Origin of the sequence: Nonomuraea sp. NBC_00507 (genome assembly GCF_036013525.1) — a bacterium.
Classification (GTDB): domain Bacteria; phylum Actinomycetota; class Actinomycetes; order Streptosporangiales; family Streptosporangiaceae; genus Nonomuraea.
The window spans coordinates 10,049,250-10,064,710 of the sequence record NZ_CP107853.1 but is presented as its reverse complement, the minus strand read 5'-3'; the positions used below and the strand labels follow the sequence as shown (position 1 = coordinate 10,064,710).

General features: G+C 70.0%; 9 protein-coding genes. 6 read left to right on the top strand and 3 right to left on the bottom strand.

Going from position 1 to position 15,461, the window contains the following annotated elements:
* Positions 1-13: 13 nt before the first annotated feature.
* On the bottom strand, positions 14-223 hold the full coding sequence (locus OHA25_RS48395) for a hypothetical protein (RefSeq protein WP_327583591.1): 210 nt from the start codon (positions 221-223) through the stop codon (positions 14-16).
* 73 nt (positions 224-296) lie between these two features.
* On the bottom strand, positions 297-1,124 hold the full coding sequence (locus OHA25_RS48390) for an alpha/beta hydrolase family protein (RefSeq protein WP_327583590.1): 828 nt from the start codon (positions 1,122-1,124) through the stop codon (positions 297-299).
* A 76-nt stretch (positions 1,125-1,200) separates the two neighbouring features.
* Here OHA25_RS48390 and OHA25_RS48385 point away from each other — a divergent pair, with 76 nt between their 5' ends.
* The gene (locus OHA25_RS48385; RefSeq protein ID WP_327583589.1) at positions 1,201-2,517 is read left to right on the top strand and encodes a M28 family metallopeptidase; all 1,317 of its coding nucleotides are present in this window, start codon (positions 1,201-1,203) and stop codon (positions 2,515-2,517) included.
* 65 nt (positions 2,518-2,582) lie between these two features.
* The gene (locus OHA25_RS48380) at positions 2,583-2,744 is read left to right on the top strand and encodes a dioxygenase (RefSeq protein ID WP_327583588.1); all 162 of its coding nucleotides are present in this window, start codon (positions 2,583-2,585) and stop codon (positions 2,742-2,744) included.
* 161 nt (positions 2,745-2,905) lie between these two features.
* On the opposite strand, the gene OHA25_RS48375 is transcribed toward OHA25_RS48380, so the two are convergent.
* Positions 2,906-6,247 carry a family 16 glycoside hydrolase gene (locus tag OHA25_RS48375; RefSeq protein WP_327583587.1) on the bottom strand — a complete coding sequence of 1,114 codons (3,342 nt, stop codon included), beginning with the start codon at positions 6,245-6,247 and terminating at the stop codon, positions 2,906-2,908.
* A gap of 628 nt (positions 6,248-6,875) precedes the next feature.
* Here OHA25_RS48375 and OHA25_RS48370 point away from each other — a divergent pair.
* Genes OHA25_RS48370 through OHA25_RS48355 form a run of 4 tightly spaced genes read left to right on the top strand, consistent with a single transcriptional unit; the run spans position 6,876 to position 15,461 of the window.
* The gene (locus OHA25_RS48370; protein ID WP_327583586.1) at positions 6,876-12,218 is read left to right on the top strand and encodes a non-ribosomal peptide synthetase/MFS transporter; all 5,343 of its coding nucleotides are present in this window, start codon (positions 6,876-6,878) and stop codon (positions 12,216-12,218) included.
* A complete protein-coding gene (locus OHA25_RS48365; RefSeq protein ID WP_327583585.1) occupies positions 12,215-13,729 on the top strand; it encodes a class I adenylate-forming enzyme family protein in 1,515 nt (504 codons plus the stop codon). Before OHA25_RS48370 ends, OHA25_RS48365 begins: the two co-directional genes overlap by 4 nt.
* Positions 13,726-15,228: a condensation domain-containing protein gene (locus OHA25_RS48360; RefSeq protein ID WP_327583584.1), complete on the top strand. Its 1,503-nt coding sequence runs from the start codon at positions 13,726-13,728 to the stop codon at positions 15,226-15,228. The genes OHA25_RS48365 and OHA25_RS48360 overlap by 4 nt, the downstream gene beginning before the upstream one ends.
* Complete coding sequence (locus OHA25_RS48355) at positions 15,222-15,461, top strand: phosphopantetheine-binding protein (protein ID WP_327583583.1); 240 nt, start codon at positions 15,222-15,224, stop codon at positions 15,459-15,461. Before OHA25_RS48360 ends, OHA25_RS48355 begins: the two co-directional genes overlap by 7 nt.

Below are 15,461 nucleotides of genomic sequence, written 5' to 3'. Positions count from 1 at the left end.
GCGACTTGCGGCCTCAGGCGGCGCCGGCCCGTGAGTCGCGCGTACGGTCGCGGCCCAGCGGCAGCGACCACGCGACGTAGAAGCGCACATCCTCGTCGGAGCGCTCGGCCAGGCACAGCAGCTCGGAAACGGCCCGTTCGTCGCCTCGTGCAGTGTCCGCGCGATCGAGGCGTGGACCGAACGCCTGGTCGTAGTCGCCCGGACAAGTGGAGTTCCTGATCAACTCGACCGCTTCGGCGATGACGTCCGTGGGACGCTTGGTCGTGCGCCGAGCGCCGTCCGGCCATCCGTTTTTCTCAGGGCAGGTTCTTCTCCACCTGGTTCTGCCAGTTGGCGTTGGTGTTGATCTCGGGCGAGGTGCCCGCGAAGGCGTCGCGCGCGTACGTGTCGCCCTGGAGCTGGTACATCAGCCACGCCGTCACGTATCCGAGGAAGCCACCGCCCGTGCCCTGGATCGTGTTGTGGCCGGCGCCCTTGAGCAGCGCCTTCGCCGCCGCGCCAGGGACCTGGGCGTAGTACGTCTGCAGCGCTGAGTTGGGGGAGATGATCGTGTCGCTGGACCCGCTGACTAACAGCACGGGGCAGGTCAGCTGGTCCACGTGGAACGCGTCGCCCGCGCTCACCCAGATCGGGGCGGGCAGCGCGATGGGGACGACAGTGTCGATGAGGCCGTTGGACTTGGTGGCGGTGTTCACCGAACCGCCCGCGCCCTGGGAGTGGCCGACCGCGCCGACCTTGGTCACGTCGAGCTTGCCGTAGAAGACGCTGGAGCTGTCGGTGTTCCGGTCGATCAGGTACTGGGCCGCGGCGATCATCTCGGATCCGGTGCCTGTCGTGGTATCGGTGGAGGCGACCACGGCGAACCCCCAAGAGGCCAACTGGTTGAGCAGCCCCGGATACTGCGTGGGCGCCGCGTTGGTCCCGTTGCCCCAGGTGATGATCGGGTGCTTGAAGCCGCCCGCCCCGAGGTCGGCCGGGTAGTAGAGCTTGTATCCGGGCGCGTCGGCGGTCGTGACCGTCCACGGGCCCGCGACCTTGTAGTGCGCCTCGATGGTGTCCGCGGCCTGGGCGGGCCTGGCCAGGAGCCCGAGTACGAGCGCGACGGCGACCACGACGAACTTCATACAGCCTCCATGATTTGTACGGATGACCGAAACTCTCGCTTCACAAGTGGGTCGTGTCAATGGTTGGATCGTGGCCATGGAGCACGTGCCTTCCGCGGCGGAGATGCTGGGCTGGATCGAGACCGTCGTGGGGCAGGGCGTCCGCCGCCCCGGCTACCCGGCGGACGCGTGGACCGAGCGATGGCTGGCGGAGCGCCTGGCGGAGTTCGGCCTGGAGGTCACGCTCGAACCGGTCGAGGTGCGGCGCTGGCAACCGGGCGCCAGTCTGCTGCGCCTCGATGACGGCACCTCGTGGACCGGCATGCCGCTGCCCCACACCGCGTCGACCGGCGGCCTGCGGGGCCGGATCGCGCGGCTCGCCGACGCCCGGCCGGGCGACATCGTCGTGGACGAGGTGACCTTCAGCGAGCTGCCGCAGTCGTACGTCAAGACGCTCGCCACCTCGGCGTACGACCCCGAGGGAGTGTTCGACACCCTCGTCCAGACCATCCCGTTCGGCCCGCGGATGATGGAGGTCGTCGAGCCCGCCCTGGCCGCCGGGGCCGCGGGCTTCATAGGCGCGCTGACCGGCGTCCCCTGGGAGACCCGCGACTACTACGTGCCGTACGACGCGGTCGAGCGCCCCATCCCCGCCCTGTGGCTGTCCGGGACGGACGCCCGCCGGCTCCTGGCCCGCCTCCCGTGCGAGGGTGAGCTGATCGCCGAGTCCGCCACCGACACCGTGATCACCCACAACGTGGTCGCCACCCTCCCGGGCAACTCGCCCCACACGGTCATCGTCGCCTCGCACCACGACGCCCCATGGGCCTCGGCCGTCGAGGACGCCTCCGGCCTGGCCCTCGTCCTGGCCGCCGCCCGCCACTGGGCCCGTGTCCCGGCCGGGGAGCGCCCACACAACCTGACGTTCCTGCTCACCTCCGGGCACATGGCCCACGCGGCGGGCACCCGCGCCTTCATCGACCGCCACCGGCCGGAACTGGCCGACGTGGTGCTCGAACTGCACCTGGAGCACGCCGCGCTCCGCTGCGAGGCGATGGACGGCACGCTCGTGCCGACCGCCGACCCCGAGGTCCGATGGTGGTTCACGACGCGAGCCCCGCAGCTGGAGAAACTCGTCGCCGCGACGCTGGAGGCGGAGGACCTGCGGCGGTCGTTCGTCCTGCCCCCGGACGTGTTCTCGCCGATGCCGCCGACGGACGGCGCGTTCTTCCATCCCGAGGGGGTGCCGCTGGTGCACTTCCTGTCGGCGCCGATGTACCTGTTCGACTCGGCCGACACGATCGACAAGATCGACGTGGCGGGGCTGGAGCCGCTGGCCCGCGCGGCCGTCCGGATCGTCGCGGGCACCGCTGGCTGGACCCCGGCGGACCTCCGCGCCACCGCGTCCGGGTAGCGGCGCTCCGCCGGCCATGGCCATGCTGGGGGACAACAGCCCAACGCCGCCAGGGCGTGATCACGATGTCACAGACTCCCGTTCGGTTCTCCGAAGAGCGTTCCGAGGACGTCGTCGCGGCGTCGTTCGCCGGGGCCCAGGACGCCCGGCTGCGGCAGGTCCTCACCAGCCTGGTCCGCCATCTGCACGCCTTCGCCAAGGACGTCGAGCTCACCCATCTGATCTGAGTGCCTGGAACAAGGGAACCAAGGCGGCTTCTCGTAGCCGAGCCAGGTGACGGGCGCGGTCTGCGTGTGGGCGATCACCAGGACGAGGTCAGCACGGCGCTCTCATGGCCCGGCAGACCGGCCACGCGCAGAGGCGGGACGGCCTGCCGGGCCGGATGATGTCAGGTGACGGGTTCGACCCAGACGTTGCGGAAGCGGGGATTCTCGCCGGGGTCGCCGTGGTCCTGGAGGCGGATCCCGCCCCAGGCCGCGCTCTCCGGGATGTTGTCGCCTGTGCCGCCGTCGATGGCCACGTCGTTGTGCACCACGACGCCGTTCCAGACGACCGTCACCCGCGCGTTGTCGACCTTCTCTCCCGCGCTGGTGTAGCGGGCCGCGCGGAAGGTGATCTCGTAGGTCTGCCAGGTTCCCGGGGCGGTGGCCACGTTGCGGTCGGGCGCGCGCTTGGAGTAGATCGCGCCCGCCTCGTTGGCAGCCGGTGTGGTGTCACCGTACGACTCGAGGACCTGCACCTCGTAGCGTTCCTGGAGGAAGACGCCGCTGTTGCCGCGTTGCTGCCCGGTCACGTCCGGTGGGTAGTCCGGCTCGTACCACTCGACGTGGAGCTTGAAGTCACCGAACGTCTGCCGGGTACGGATGTCGCCGCCGTAGGACTCCAAAGAGCCGTTCGCGATCGGCCAGGTCGCCGGTCCGCCGGCCCGCTTCTCCCACGCCGCCAGGTTGGACCCGTCGAACAGCATGATCCGCTGTGCCTTCGACACGGTGAGGTGGTCGAGGCTGAGCTGTCCTGTGTCGCCTGAGTCGTAGCTATAGGTGATTCTGTTCGATCCTCGCTTCAGGGTGAGCGCCTCGGTCTGGACTGCCCAGGCGTCCCAGCCGCCGGTGGCGGCCAGCCGCACCTGCCTGACCTTGTCACCGTTGACGTACACGCTCACCGAGGTGCCGGCGTTGGCCGCGTAGCGGAGCCCGACGTTGTGCATGCCGGGTGAGTCCGTCCGTACGGTGAACGACGTGCTCGCGCCCGTGGCGGTGTAGCCGTCGACGAAGCCCTTGCCGGTGTAGCCCTGATGGTTCGTGCTCACCTTCGCGCCACCGCGCAGCGAGGCGTTCTCCGCCTCGAGCACCGGTCGTGTGGCCACGGTGATGGAGTCCAGGTTGACGTTGCCTATGTCGCCGCTGTCGTACTTGTAGGCGATGGTGTTGGCGCCTGCCTTCAACGTGAGCGGTTCTACCTGGGTGGCCCACAGGTCCCACGTTTCCGTGGTGGGCAACGGCACCTGTCTGACCTTGGTCCCGTTGACGTACACGCTCAGCGACTTGGTGCCGGGTGCGGGGTGCGGGCCGTTGGAGTAGCGCAGGCCCACGTGGTACGTGCCGGCCTCGGCTGCCCGTACGGCGAACTGCGTGGCCGCGCCCGCCGTCCAGTAGCCGTCGACGAAGCCGCTTCCCGAGTAACTGAGGTGGTCGGTGCCCAGCTTCGCGCCGCCGCTGTGTGACGCGCTCTCCGCCTCGTACGTCGTGTCCGTCGTCGGGCCGCCGACCAGCGAGTTGAGGGTGTACCAGGCTTCGGTGCTCCACAGCGGCTGCCCTGAGGCCGAGCTGAACGGGCGCGGCGACCGCAGGTGCACCACGCGCCCGGGCTTGAGACCCGCGATCTTGAGCGTGACCTTCTTCCCGCCGGAGGTCAGCTTCGCGGAGGTGACGGTCAGCGGCTCCTCGTCCACCTTGGGGCCACCGTACGTGGAGGCGGCGGCGTACCGCCATTGGGTGACCTGGTACTTGGACGCCAGCGACGTGGCGGTCTCCGCCGACAGCGGCTGGGTGTACTCCAGCTCGAAGCCGCCCTCGATCGCGCGCATCCTCAGGATGTCGAACGCCTTGTCGTCGCCCGGGGTCAGTTTCTGCAGGCCGTAGGTGAGCTTGCCCGGCTGGCCCCAGTTTCCGCCGGCGCCGAGACCTCCGGCGTAGATGGCGCCGTCGGGCCCCAGGCTGATCCGGTTGACCCCTGCCTCGAGTCCTTGGGTGAAGCGGAAGACCGCGCCTTGGTACTCGCCGTTGACCTTCTCGAGGTAGGCCCGCTGGATCCCGCCGTAGGTGACGTCGCCGAACAGCATCTGTCCCGCGAACCTGCCCTGCCTCATGACCAGCGGGGTGCTGGGGGAGTTGGCGATCTCGTTGTGCGGCAGCCACAGCGCGGGCGGGCTCACCAGATTGTTGTCGAACGGGCCGTCAGGGTTGGTGTAGTGGTTGAAGAACCGGTCCTTCTTGATGTGCACCAGTTTCGAGGCGGGCAGCCAGCCGCCCTGATTGTCCGTGACGAACAGGTCACCCCCCGGACCCCAGGTGAGGCCGTTGGGCGTGCGCAGACCGCCGGCGATGTATTCGACCCTGCCGGTGGCCTTGTTGACCTTGATGGTCGTGCCCCGGTCCCGCGCCGGCTGCGGGTCGGTGGTGGCGCCACCGTAATTGATGGCGACGGAGAGGTTGAGGTAGAAGTGGCCGCCACGGTAGAGCAGCCCGAACGCGAACTCGTGGAAGTTGCCGCCGAACGGCCAGCTCGCCACGGTCCTGAGGTTGTCGGCGACCTCGTCGCCGTTGGTGTCGTTCAGCTCCACCAGCCGGGACTTCTCCGACACGTAGAGTTTGCCGTCCACGTACTTGATGCCCATGGGCTCCTGCAGCCCGCCGGCGATCTTCTTGGCGGTCACCTGCGCGGCTGAGGTCTTGCCAGTGACGTTGTCGAGCAGGTAGACCTCGCCGAGCTTGGTTTCCGAGCCGCCCCACGTGGCGATCGCCAACCGGCCGTCGGGCAGCCAGTCCATCCCGGTCACCTGCGGCTGGAAACCGTCCGGCCGCAGGTCGGTGAGCGCGAGGTCAGGGTGTACCGACTCCAGCGGCAGCCCGTCGCCAGGCGAGTCGGCGCCGCTCTCGCACTCCTTGCGCCCGGGGGCGGTGACCCGCACCACTTCCGCGTCCGTGCTCAGCACCGAGTTCGGTACGAGGGTGAACTCCGCGGATCCCGGTGGTCTCCACTCCAGCTTGAGCTGCTGGCCGTACAGGTGTTCAAAGTGGTCGACGCGCAGCGCGTGGTAGCCAGTGGTCAGGGTGATCATGCCGTCCACGGCGATCGGGCCGTGCCGCCCGTCATTGATGATCACGACGGTGTCGTCGATGCGCAGCCGGGAGCCGTCGTCGCTGGTGAGCCGGAACTCGTACGAGCCTGCGGCGGCGATGGAGATGTTGCCGATGACCTCGGTGACGAACGTGTCGGTCAGGCCGAAGTCGGCGTCGGAGGTCCAGTCGATCGTGGGCATCAGCTTGTCCACGTTGGGTGTTTGACCGGGCTTGAGCGTGCAGAGCTTGGACAGCTCGACCTGGACGTCGTAGGTGCGCAGGGTGATACCCGGCTCCTGCGGCGGCACCGCCGCGTGCGCTTGAGCGGGTAGGACGAGGTATGAGAGCGCGGTGATCAGTAAGACGGATAACAGGGATGTTTTCCGCATGAGCTGTCCCATCTCGGCGGGGGGTGGGGGTGCGGCATCGCCGGGACAGCTGCGATCCATCGGCGGATGCCGGGGTCTCATTCGCTGGAACATGAAGGGGTTAACGCTGCTCTGCGCCGTAATATAAGGCGAAATGTCTAACTTGCCCATAGCTTTCTCCAGAAATCGAAGAAAGCTATGAGTCGTCAGGCAGAAGGGTGCGGGCACCGCTGGCAACGGGCGCAGGCGACCGCAGGAGCCGGTGCTGCTGAGCCGAAGTGAGGCGGTCCCATATTATTCGTGGCCAAAGTGGTCATTGTGGTCAAAAGTGCCTGGGAGCGCTCCCAGGAAGATGACGAATGGGTTTCCCATCTGTCAAGGGTTCGAAAAATTGGGTCGGCGAAAAAAGGGAAGCGACGTGCGCACATCGCAAATCGTGCTTGTTAGGCCACGAGCTGCGATCGGAAATGTCGATCTAGTGCTTGACCTCCATAGGGCCGAAACCTAGCCTCACTCGTGGGAGCGTTCCCACGCTGCGCAACATTTCGCCGTTCCGGCTACACCGATCGCACTGCAGCACATCCCGGTCTGGGCGTCATCGTCACGGACCCCATACGTGTACAACCGCGTGTTCCGAGGAGAAAGACGCGTGACCAGGAGCTCCCTTTCACCCGCCAAGCAGGCTTTGCTGGAGCGTCGCCTTCGAGCGCGCGCCACCAAGGTCAGCGTTCCCCGCCGTGCCCCCGGCACCGCGCCGCCGCCTTCGGCCATGCAGGAGCGATTGTGGTTCCTTGACCAGTACGCTCCCGGCACGGCCGCCTACACCGTGCCGTTCGCGGTCAAGCTGACCGGCGAACTCGACGAGAACGCGCTGGCCAGGGCGCTGACGGAGCTCACACGGCGGCACGAGAGCCTGCGTACCAGCCTGGTCACCACCCCGGACGGCCATCCGGAGGTGGTGATCGCCGAGGAGCCGGTCGTGGAGTTCCGCGTCACCGCCGATCCCGGCGAGCTCGACGGGGAGCTGACCAGGCCGTTCGACCTGGCCCGCCCGCCCCTGCTGCGCGCCCTGCTGGTGCGGTCGGCCCCCGAGGAGACCACGCGCGAGCACGTGCTGCTGCTCACCATGCACCACGCGATCACCGACGGCTGGTCGTGCGACATCTTGTTTCAAGAGCTGCTGGCGCTGCACGCGGGCCGGGAACTGCCGCCTGCGCCGCTGCAGTTCGGCGACTACGCGCATTGGCAGCGCGGCCGGACCTTCGACGACGACATGCGCTACTGGGTGTCCCGGCTGGACGGGGTGCCTGCCCTGGAACTGCCGACCGACCTGCCGCGGCCCGCCGAGCAGCGCTGGACCGGCTCCGCCGTGGATGTCATCGTGGACCCCGCGCTCACGGCGTCGATCGCGGAGCTGGGCAAGGCACATCGAGCCACGCCGTACATGACGCTGCTCGCCGCCTTCCAGGTGCTGCTCGGCCGGTTCGCCGGGCAGGACGACTTCGCGGTGGGGTCGCCGGTGTCCGGACGGGAGCTGCCCGAGCTGGAGGGGGTCGTCGGGCCGTTCATCAACACCCTGGCCATGCGGGCCGACCTGCGCGACGACCCGACCTTCAGTGAGTTGCTCGGCCGGGTCCGCGACGCGACCTTGGACGCGTTCGCGCATCAGGCGCTGCCGTTCGACCGGCTCGTCACCGAGCTGGCCGTGGAGCGGGACGTCAGCCGTACGCCGGTGTACCAGAGCATGTTCGCGCTGCAGAACTATCGCGGCCGGACCCTGGACACCTCCGGATTGGGTGCGGAACCGTATCCGATCCCCACCGTGGCCAGCCGGTTCGACCTGGCGCTCTATCTCTTCGAGGGCGGAGGCGGGTTGCACGGGCAGCTCGCGTACAGCACCGCGTTATTCCGGGAGGATACGGCGCGGCGGCTGGTGGGATGCCTGGAGACGCTCCTGCGGGCGGCGGTCGCCGACCCCGGGCTGCCGATCTCCCGATTGCCGCTGCTCGGCCAGGACGAGCGGCGGCGCGTGCTGGCGCTCGGGGTCGCCGAGCCGGCGCCGCCCGCCGGGATCCGGCTGCTGCACGAGGTCATCGACGGCCAGGATCCCACAGCGGTCGCGGTGGTCGCGGGCAACGTCTCACTCACGTACGGCGAGCTCGACATCCGCGCGGATCGGCTGGCCCGGCGGCTGCGGACCCTCGGCGCCGGGCCCGGGGAACGGGTGGCGGTGTGCCTGGAGCCGTCCGCCGGACTGGCCGTGGCGGTGCTCGGCGTGCTCAAGGCGGGGGCCGCCTATCTGCCGCTGGATCCGGAGCATCCGCGCGAGCGGCTGGAATATGTGGTGCGGGACGCCGGGGTGCGGATCGCGGTGGCCGATTCGTCCTCCAGGGGGCGGTTACCCGATGGGCTGGTCACGGTCGGCCTCGATGGCTCCGGTGCACTGGAAGAACCCCATGGGGATCTCGACGGCGTGCCGGTCCCTCGTGACGTGACTCCCGACGACCTGGCTTATGTCATCTACACGTCCGGCACCACCGGGAGGCCCAAGGGCGTCGCGATCCAGCATCGGCAGGCGCTCGTCTATCTCGCGGGCCTGCGGGAGCGCCTGGAGATCGAACCCGGCGGTTCGTATGGGCTGCTGCAGTCGCTGGCCTTCGACTTCGGGGTGACGGTCTTCTACACGTGCCTGGTCACCGGCGGGACGCTGCACATCATCGCGCCACGCACTGCAGGGCATGAGCTGGCCGAATACGTCCGGGACGCGGGCATCGACCACCTCAAGATCACTCCTTCTCATCTGGCCGCGTTGCAGGCCGACGTGCTGCCGCGCAAGCTGCTGATCCTCGGCGGTGAGGCGGCGCCTCGCGACTGGGCCGAGGAACTGGCCGCGTCCGGGCGGTGCCGGGTGGTCAACCACTACGGGCCGACCGAGGCTACGGTGGGCGTCACCACGTATCCGGTCGAGGGCGGCGGCACGACAACGACGCTGCCCATCGGCAGGCCGATGCCGGGGGCACGGGCGTACGTGCTGGACGAGCATCTGGAGCCCGTGCCGATCGGCGTCGCGGGGGAGCTGTACCTCGGCGGGGATCGGCTGGCCAGGGGGTATCTCGACCGTCCCGCCCTGACCGCGGAACGGTTCCTGCCCGATCCGTACGGTCCGGCCGGTGCACGCATGTACCGCACCGGTGACCTGGCCCGTCACCTTCCCGACGGGAACCTGGAGTTCCTCGGCCGCCGCGACCTGCAGGTGAAGATCCGCGGCTACCGGGTGGAGCTGGCCGAGATCGAATCGGTGCTCGGCCGGTGTCCCGGCGTGACGTCGGCGATCGCCGACATGCGCGGCGGCCTGCTCGTGGCGTACCTCGTCGGCGAGTCCGCGGGGGCCCGGCCGGAGGCCGCCGAGGTGCGGGCGTGGCTGGCCGAGCGGCTGCCCGACTACATGATCCCCGCCAGGTACGTATGGCTGGATGAGCCGCCGCCGCTGAAGTCGCACGGCAAGGTGGACCGGGGCGCCCTGCCCGACCCGGCGCCGGAGACGACCGGCCGGTTCGTGCCGCCGCGGACCATCGCCGAACAGGCCGTCGCCGCCGTGTGGGCCGAGCTGCTCGACGTCCCCGAGGTCGGCGCAACGGACGACTTCTTCGAGCTCGGCGGGCACTCCCTGCTGGCCATGCGGGTGGTGGCCCGGCTCAGGCAGGTGGCGCCGGAGCGCAGCGTCACCGTACTCGACCTGTTCAAGCACCGCACCGTGCGGGAGCTGGCCGCGACGCTGGAGTCGGCCGCCGACGGCCCGCGCCGCCTGCTGCACCGGCTCACGCCCACCAGGACGGCCGCTTCGACGTTGATCTGCGCGCCGTACGGAGGTGGCAGCGCGGTCATCTACCAGCCGCTGGCGGACGCGCTGCCGGCCGACTGGGCGCTGTACTCGATCGCCGTGCCCGGGCACGAACTGGGCGAGGAGGCCCGGTCACTGGACGAGGTCGCCGACGGGTGCGTACAGGAGATCCTCGACGGCATCGAGGGCCCCGTCGCCCTGTATGGCCACTGCGGCCTCGGCGTGATGCTGGCCGCGGAGATCGCCCGCAAGCTGGAGGCCGCCGGCCGCGAGGTCGAGGCGGTGTACCTCGGAGGTGTCTTCCCCTTCGCCCGTCCCCGCGGCCGCCTCGCGGGCCTGACCGACCTCATGGAGCGCATCCGTGGCGACCAGGCCTGGATCAACGACCTGCGGTCTGCCGGTCTGGACGTGGAGGAAGTGGGCCGCGACCAGCTCGACCTCATGGTCCGCAACCGGCGGCGCGGCACCCGGCAGGCGGAGCGGTACTTCACCGGCATGTTCGAGGAGTCCGCGGCCCCGCTGCGGGCGCCGGTGATCGCGCTGGCCGGCGAACGCGACCCGGCGATGGAGTTCTACCAGGAGCGGTACCGCGAGTGGCACGTGCTGTCGGAGCTGACGGCCTTGGTCGTGCTGGACGAGGCGGGACACTTCTTCCTGAAATATCGGGCCAGAGAACTGGCGGACATCGTGACCGGCACGCACCGCGCCATCGCCGAGGGGCGGGCCGAGCGGCTGGCACGTACACCGCGATCGACGTGGTGGCTGGAAGGCGTGTCCTCCGGAGACTCTCCGGCCGCGGACGGGGCTCCTCGGGTGCGGCCGGGCATGGGCCGGTTCGCGATGGTCGCGGCCGGGCAGCTGGTGTCGATCCTGGGGTCGGCGCTGACCGAATTCGCCGTGCCGCTGTGGATCTACACGACTACCGGCTCGCTGGTGAACTTCGCGCTGTTCGCGGTGCTCGGGCTGCTGCCGGGCATGCTGGTCGCGCCGCTGGCCGGGGCCATCGTGGACCGGCACGACCGGCGCGTGGTGATGCTCGCCGCGGACGTCACGGCGGGCGGCGTGCAGTTGATCCTCGGGTTGTTGCTGTGGACCGGCAACCTGGAGATCTGGCACATCTACCCGCTGCTCGCGCTGCTGTCGGTCGCGCTGACCTTCCAGCGGTTCGCGTACGCCTCGGCGATCCCGCAACTCGTCCCCAAGCGGTTCCTCGGCCACGCCAACGGGGTGGTACAGCTCGTCACCGGTACGGCCCAGGTGGCGGTGCCGCTCTTGGCGGTCGGGCTGATGGCGGTCATCGGGCTGGAGGGGATCCTGATCATCGACGTGGTGTCGTACGGGTTGGCGGCCGCGGTCGTGCTGGCTGTCCGGTTCCCCCGGAGCATGGCGTGGCGGCGCCGCGAGACGGTCATGGCGGAGATCGCCGGCGGCTGGCGGCTGACCTGGGGAAATCGGGGCTTCCGTGGGATGTTGGTGTTCTTCGCCGTGCTGAACGTGTTCCTGTCGCCGCTGTTCCTGATGATCTCGCCGCTGGTGTTGTCGTTCGCGACGCTGCAGGACGTCGGGCAGGTGTCGCTGGCGGGCGGGATCGGCGTGCTGGCCGGTGGGCTGCTGATGGCCGTGTGGGGCGGACCGCGCCGGCGACGCCTGCGCGGGGTGCTGCTGTTCACGCTCGCGCTGGCGGTGTTCTGCGTGGTCGTCGGCGTACGGGCGGATCTGGTGGCGATCATCGTGGGGGCGTTCGGGATGTCGCTGTGTCTGACGCTGCTCAACGGGGTGTACGCGACGATCATTCAGGTCAAGGTGCCGCAGCGGTTCCATGGCCGGGTCATCGCGCTCAACACGCTCGTCGCCTGGTCCACGCTGCCGATCGGGTTCGGCCTGGTGGCGCCGTACGGGGCGGCGGTGTTCGAGCCGCTGATGGCGCCGGACGGGCCGCTGGCCGCGACAGCGGGGGCATTGCTGGGGACGGGGGACGGGCGCGGGATCGGGCTGATGTACGTGGCCTTCGGGCTGGCCATCGCGCTGATCGCGGTGTGGGCGATGCGGGTGCGGGTGCTGGCGCGGTTCGACAGCGAGGTGCCCGACGCGCTGCCCGATGATCTCGTCGGAATCCAGGAGCTGCGGCGGCGCGCCGGGGGAGAGTCATGATCGTGCCGGAGTTGCTAGCCAGGCGGGTCGCGGAGGAGCCCGAGCGGGCCGCGCTGGAGGTCGCCGGGGGCGGCACGCTGACCTTCGCGGAATGGCACGCGCGGGCGGATGCGCTGGCGCGCGGGCTGGTCCGGCGCGGGGTGCGGCGGGGCGACCGGGTGGGGCTGCTGTTCGGGGCAGAGAACTGGACCGACTTCGCCGTGGCCTACTGCGCCGCGCAGCTCGCCGGCGGGGTTGCCGTACCGATCTCCGATCGGTTCGCTCCGGCCGAGGTGGCGTACATGCTGGAGCACTGCTCGGCGACAGGCGTGCTGCACGCGGGCAAGGGGCCGCCGGACGGCGGGTATTGGAGCGCCGTGCCGGCCGAGCTGGAGCCCGGTTCACGGGAACCCGAGCCGCCGGGGCCGGGGGATCTGGCGCAGATCCTCTACACCTCTGGCACCACGGGCCGGCCCAAGGCGGTGGCGGCCACCCACGCCAACCTCACCTATGGCTGCGCCCCCCGGGCCAATCGCCGAAGGTTCGGGCATTCGCGGCTTCTGCTGCACGCGTTTCCGATCGGCACCAACGCCGGCCAGGCCATGCTGATCAACGCCCTGGACGCGCGCCCGTCGGTGCTGACCCTGGCGCGGTTCACCCCGGGCAGGTTCGCCAGGCTGATCGAGTCGCGGCAGGTGGGGACCGTGTTCCTGGTGCCCGCGATGGCCCTCGAGCTGCTCAACGCCGGGCTGCACGAACGGCACGACTTCTCCGGCGTGGTCCTGCTCGGGTCGGCGGCGTCGGCGCTGCCGGCGGCGCTGTGCGAGCGGCTGGCGGCGGCGTTCCCCAAGGCGACCGTGACGAACTACTACACCTCGACCGAGGCGGCGCCCGCCCAGACCGTCATGATCTACGACCCGTCGCGGCCTGCGGCTCTAGGCCGGCCGGCGCTCGGCAGCGGACTGAAGATCACCGGCCCCGACGGCGGGCCACTCGCGGCCGGGGAGACGGGGGAGATCTGGCTGCGGTCACCCGCCACCACGCGCTCGTACTACCGGGACGAGCAGGCCAGCACGCACACCTTCCGTGGCGGGTGGGTGCGGATGGGCGACCTGGGCTACCTCGATGAGGACGGCTACCTCTATCTCGTCGACCGGGAAAGCGATGTCCTCAAGTCCGGGGCGTACAAGGTGTCGACCGTGCAGGTGGAGGCCGCGCTGCACGAACACCCTGACGTGGCCGAGGCGGCGGTCGCCGGCGTGCCGCACCCCGTGCTCGGCACCGTGCCGGCCGCCGCCGTCGTGCCCCGTTCGCGGGCACCGCTCGTGACGGAGCTGCGGGCCTTCCTCATGACACGGCTGGCCCCGCACGAACTACCGGCACGAGTGATCTTCGTGGACCGCCTGCCCAGAAACCACTCGGGCAAGGTCGTCAAGTCCGGCCTGCGTGATCTCCTGAAGCAGGCGGATTCTGTGGTGGAAGCGGGTTCGGCGGAGAAGTCGGGCCCTTTTCAGAAAGAAGGCGGGAGATGACCGGATCGTGGCCGGCCTCCCCTGCGCAGCAGGGGATGTGGCTCACCGAGCGGGCCGGGGTTGCCGGGCGAGCCTTTCACATGCCGCTGGCCGTGTGGCTGGACGGGCCGCTCGACGTGATGGCCCTGGGGGAGGCATGTGAGCAGGTGGCGCGCAGGCATCCCGTGCTGGGCGGCGTGCTCGTGGAGGACGGCGGTGAGCTGCGGGTGGTCCCGCACGCGATGCCGCCGATGCGCGAAGGCGGCGATCTCCAGGAGGAGCTGGCCAGAGCGGTCGATCCGGTGGAAGGGCCCGCGGCGTGGTTCACGCTGATCAGGGAGGACGCCAAGCGGCATGTGCTGCTGTTCCAGGCCCATCACGCGGTGTTCGACGGAGAGTCCAAGGACATTCTGCTGCGGGATCTGGCCGCCTGGTACGGGGGCGCGACGCCGGCGCCGCTGGGGTCGACGTACCCGGAGGTGATGGTCCAGCAGAAGGCCAGGCTTGGGGAGGCACTGCCGGGCGCGCGGCGGTACTGGCAGGACCGGTGGCAGGACCAGCGGGAGCTGCGCCTGCCCGGCCTGACCGGTGTGTCCTTGGCCGCGGCTCCCGGCTCCGCCCTCGACTTCGAGATCGAGGACCTCGCCGGGCTCGCCGCGCGGCTGGAGGTCACCCGATTCGAGGCGGTGCTGGCCACGTTCGTCGCATTGCTGCACGCGTACGGCACCGCGCGGCCCGCGGTCGGCGTGGATCTGTCCACGCGGACCGAGCGGAGCCGGGACCACGTGGGCGCCTTCGTCAACGAGCTGCCTGTGATCGGGGTGCCCGAGGGGGGCACGTTCGGCGAGTTCGCCCGGAGCCTGCGGGGCGATCTGCGGCGGTTGTACCGGCATCGCGAGGTTCCGCTGGCCCGGGCCGTGGACGGGATCGGCCCGCGCGCCGCGCTCACCGCCGTGTCGCTCAGCTACCGCCGGCGGCCGGAGCCGAGCCCGCTGTTCCCCGGGCTGGGCGCGTCGGTGGAGTGGATGATGTTCAACGGCTGGGTGCGCAACACGCTCCATCTGCAGATCGTCGATGACCAGGCGGGTACGGCGGCGCGGCTGCAGTACAACCCCGCGCTCCTCGACCGGACGGGCGCCGGGCGGATCCGGGAGCACCTCGCCGCGCTGCTGGCGGCGGTCGCCGCGGATCCGGAGACGCCGCTGGACCGGCTGCCGCTGCCAAGTCCCGTTCCGGCGGTGTCCGTGACCGCCGTCACCGCCGCCGTCAAAGACGGGCCGGTGGACGCCGATCTCGTACGGGAGATTCAGGCGATCTTCGCTAAGGAGCTCGAGCTGGACGACGTGGAACCCGACGACGACCTGTTCGATCTCGGCGGCCACTCCCTCACGATCACCCAGATCATGGTCAGGACCAAGGAGCGGCTCGGTGTGGAGCTCTCCTTCGAGGTGTTCATCGACGACGCCACCGCGACGCGGATCGCGGCGGAGGTCGCCCGCCTGCGGGAGCAGACATGTTGAGGGAGCGCGTGGCCGCGCTGGTGGCCCAGGCCAGCGACGGTGAACTCACCACGGCGGAGATACTGGCGGCCGACTGCTCGCTGACGGCACTTGGCCTCACCTCGCTGGGCTACATACGGCTGATCGACGCGATCGAGGACGCGTTCGGCTTCGACGTCGAGCTCAACGGCAGCCTCGACACGCTCGACGGGCTGGTCGAGCACCTGTCGCAGGTGGCGGACCGCCCATCATGA

What these genes read in the sequence shown, in the direction of transcription:
- OHA25_RS48375 (WP_327583587.1), bottom strand. Translation starts at nt 6,247, where the DNA reads ATGCGGAAAACATCCCTGTTATCCGTCTTACTGATCACCGCGCTCTCA.
- OHA25_RS48390 (WP_327583590.1), bottom strand. Translation starts at nt 1,124, where the DNA reads ATGAAGTTCGTCGTGGTCGCCGTCGCGCTCGTACTCGGGCTCCTGGCC.
- OHA25_RS48365 (WP_327583585.1), top strand. Translation starts at nt 12,215, where the DNA reads ATGATCGTGCCGGAGTTGCTAGCCAGGCGGGTCGCGGAGGAGCCCGAG.
- OHA25_RS48360 (WP_327583584.1), top strand. Translation starts at nt 13,726, where the DNA reads ATGACCGGATCGTGGCCGGCCTCCCCTGCGCAGCAGGGGATGTGGCTC.
- OHA25_RS48385 (WP_327583589.1), top strand. Translation starts at nt 1,201, where the DNA reads ATGGAGCACGTGCCTTCCGCGGCGGAGATGCTGGGCTGGATCGAGACC.
- OHA25_RS48380 (WP_327583588.1), top strand. Translation starts at nt 2,583, where the DNA reads ATGTCACAGACTCCCGTTCGGTTCTCCGAAGAGCGTTCCGAGGACGTC.
- OHA25_RS48355 (WP_327583583.1), top strand. Translation starts at nt 15,222, where the DNA reads ATGTTGAGGGAGCGCGTGGCCGCGCTGGTGGCCCAGGCCAGCGACGGT.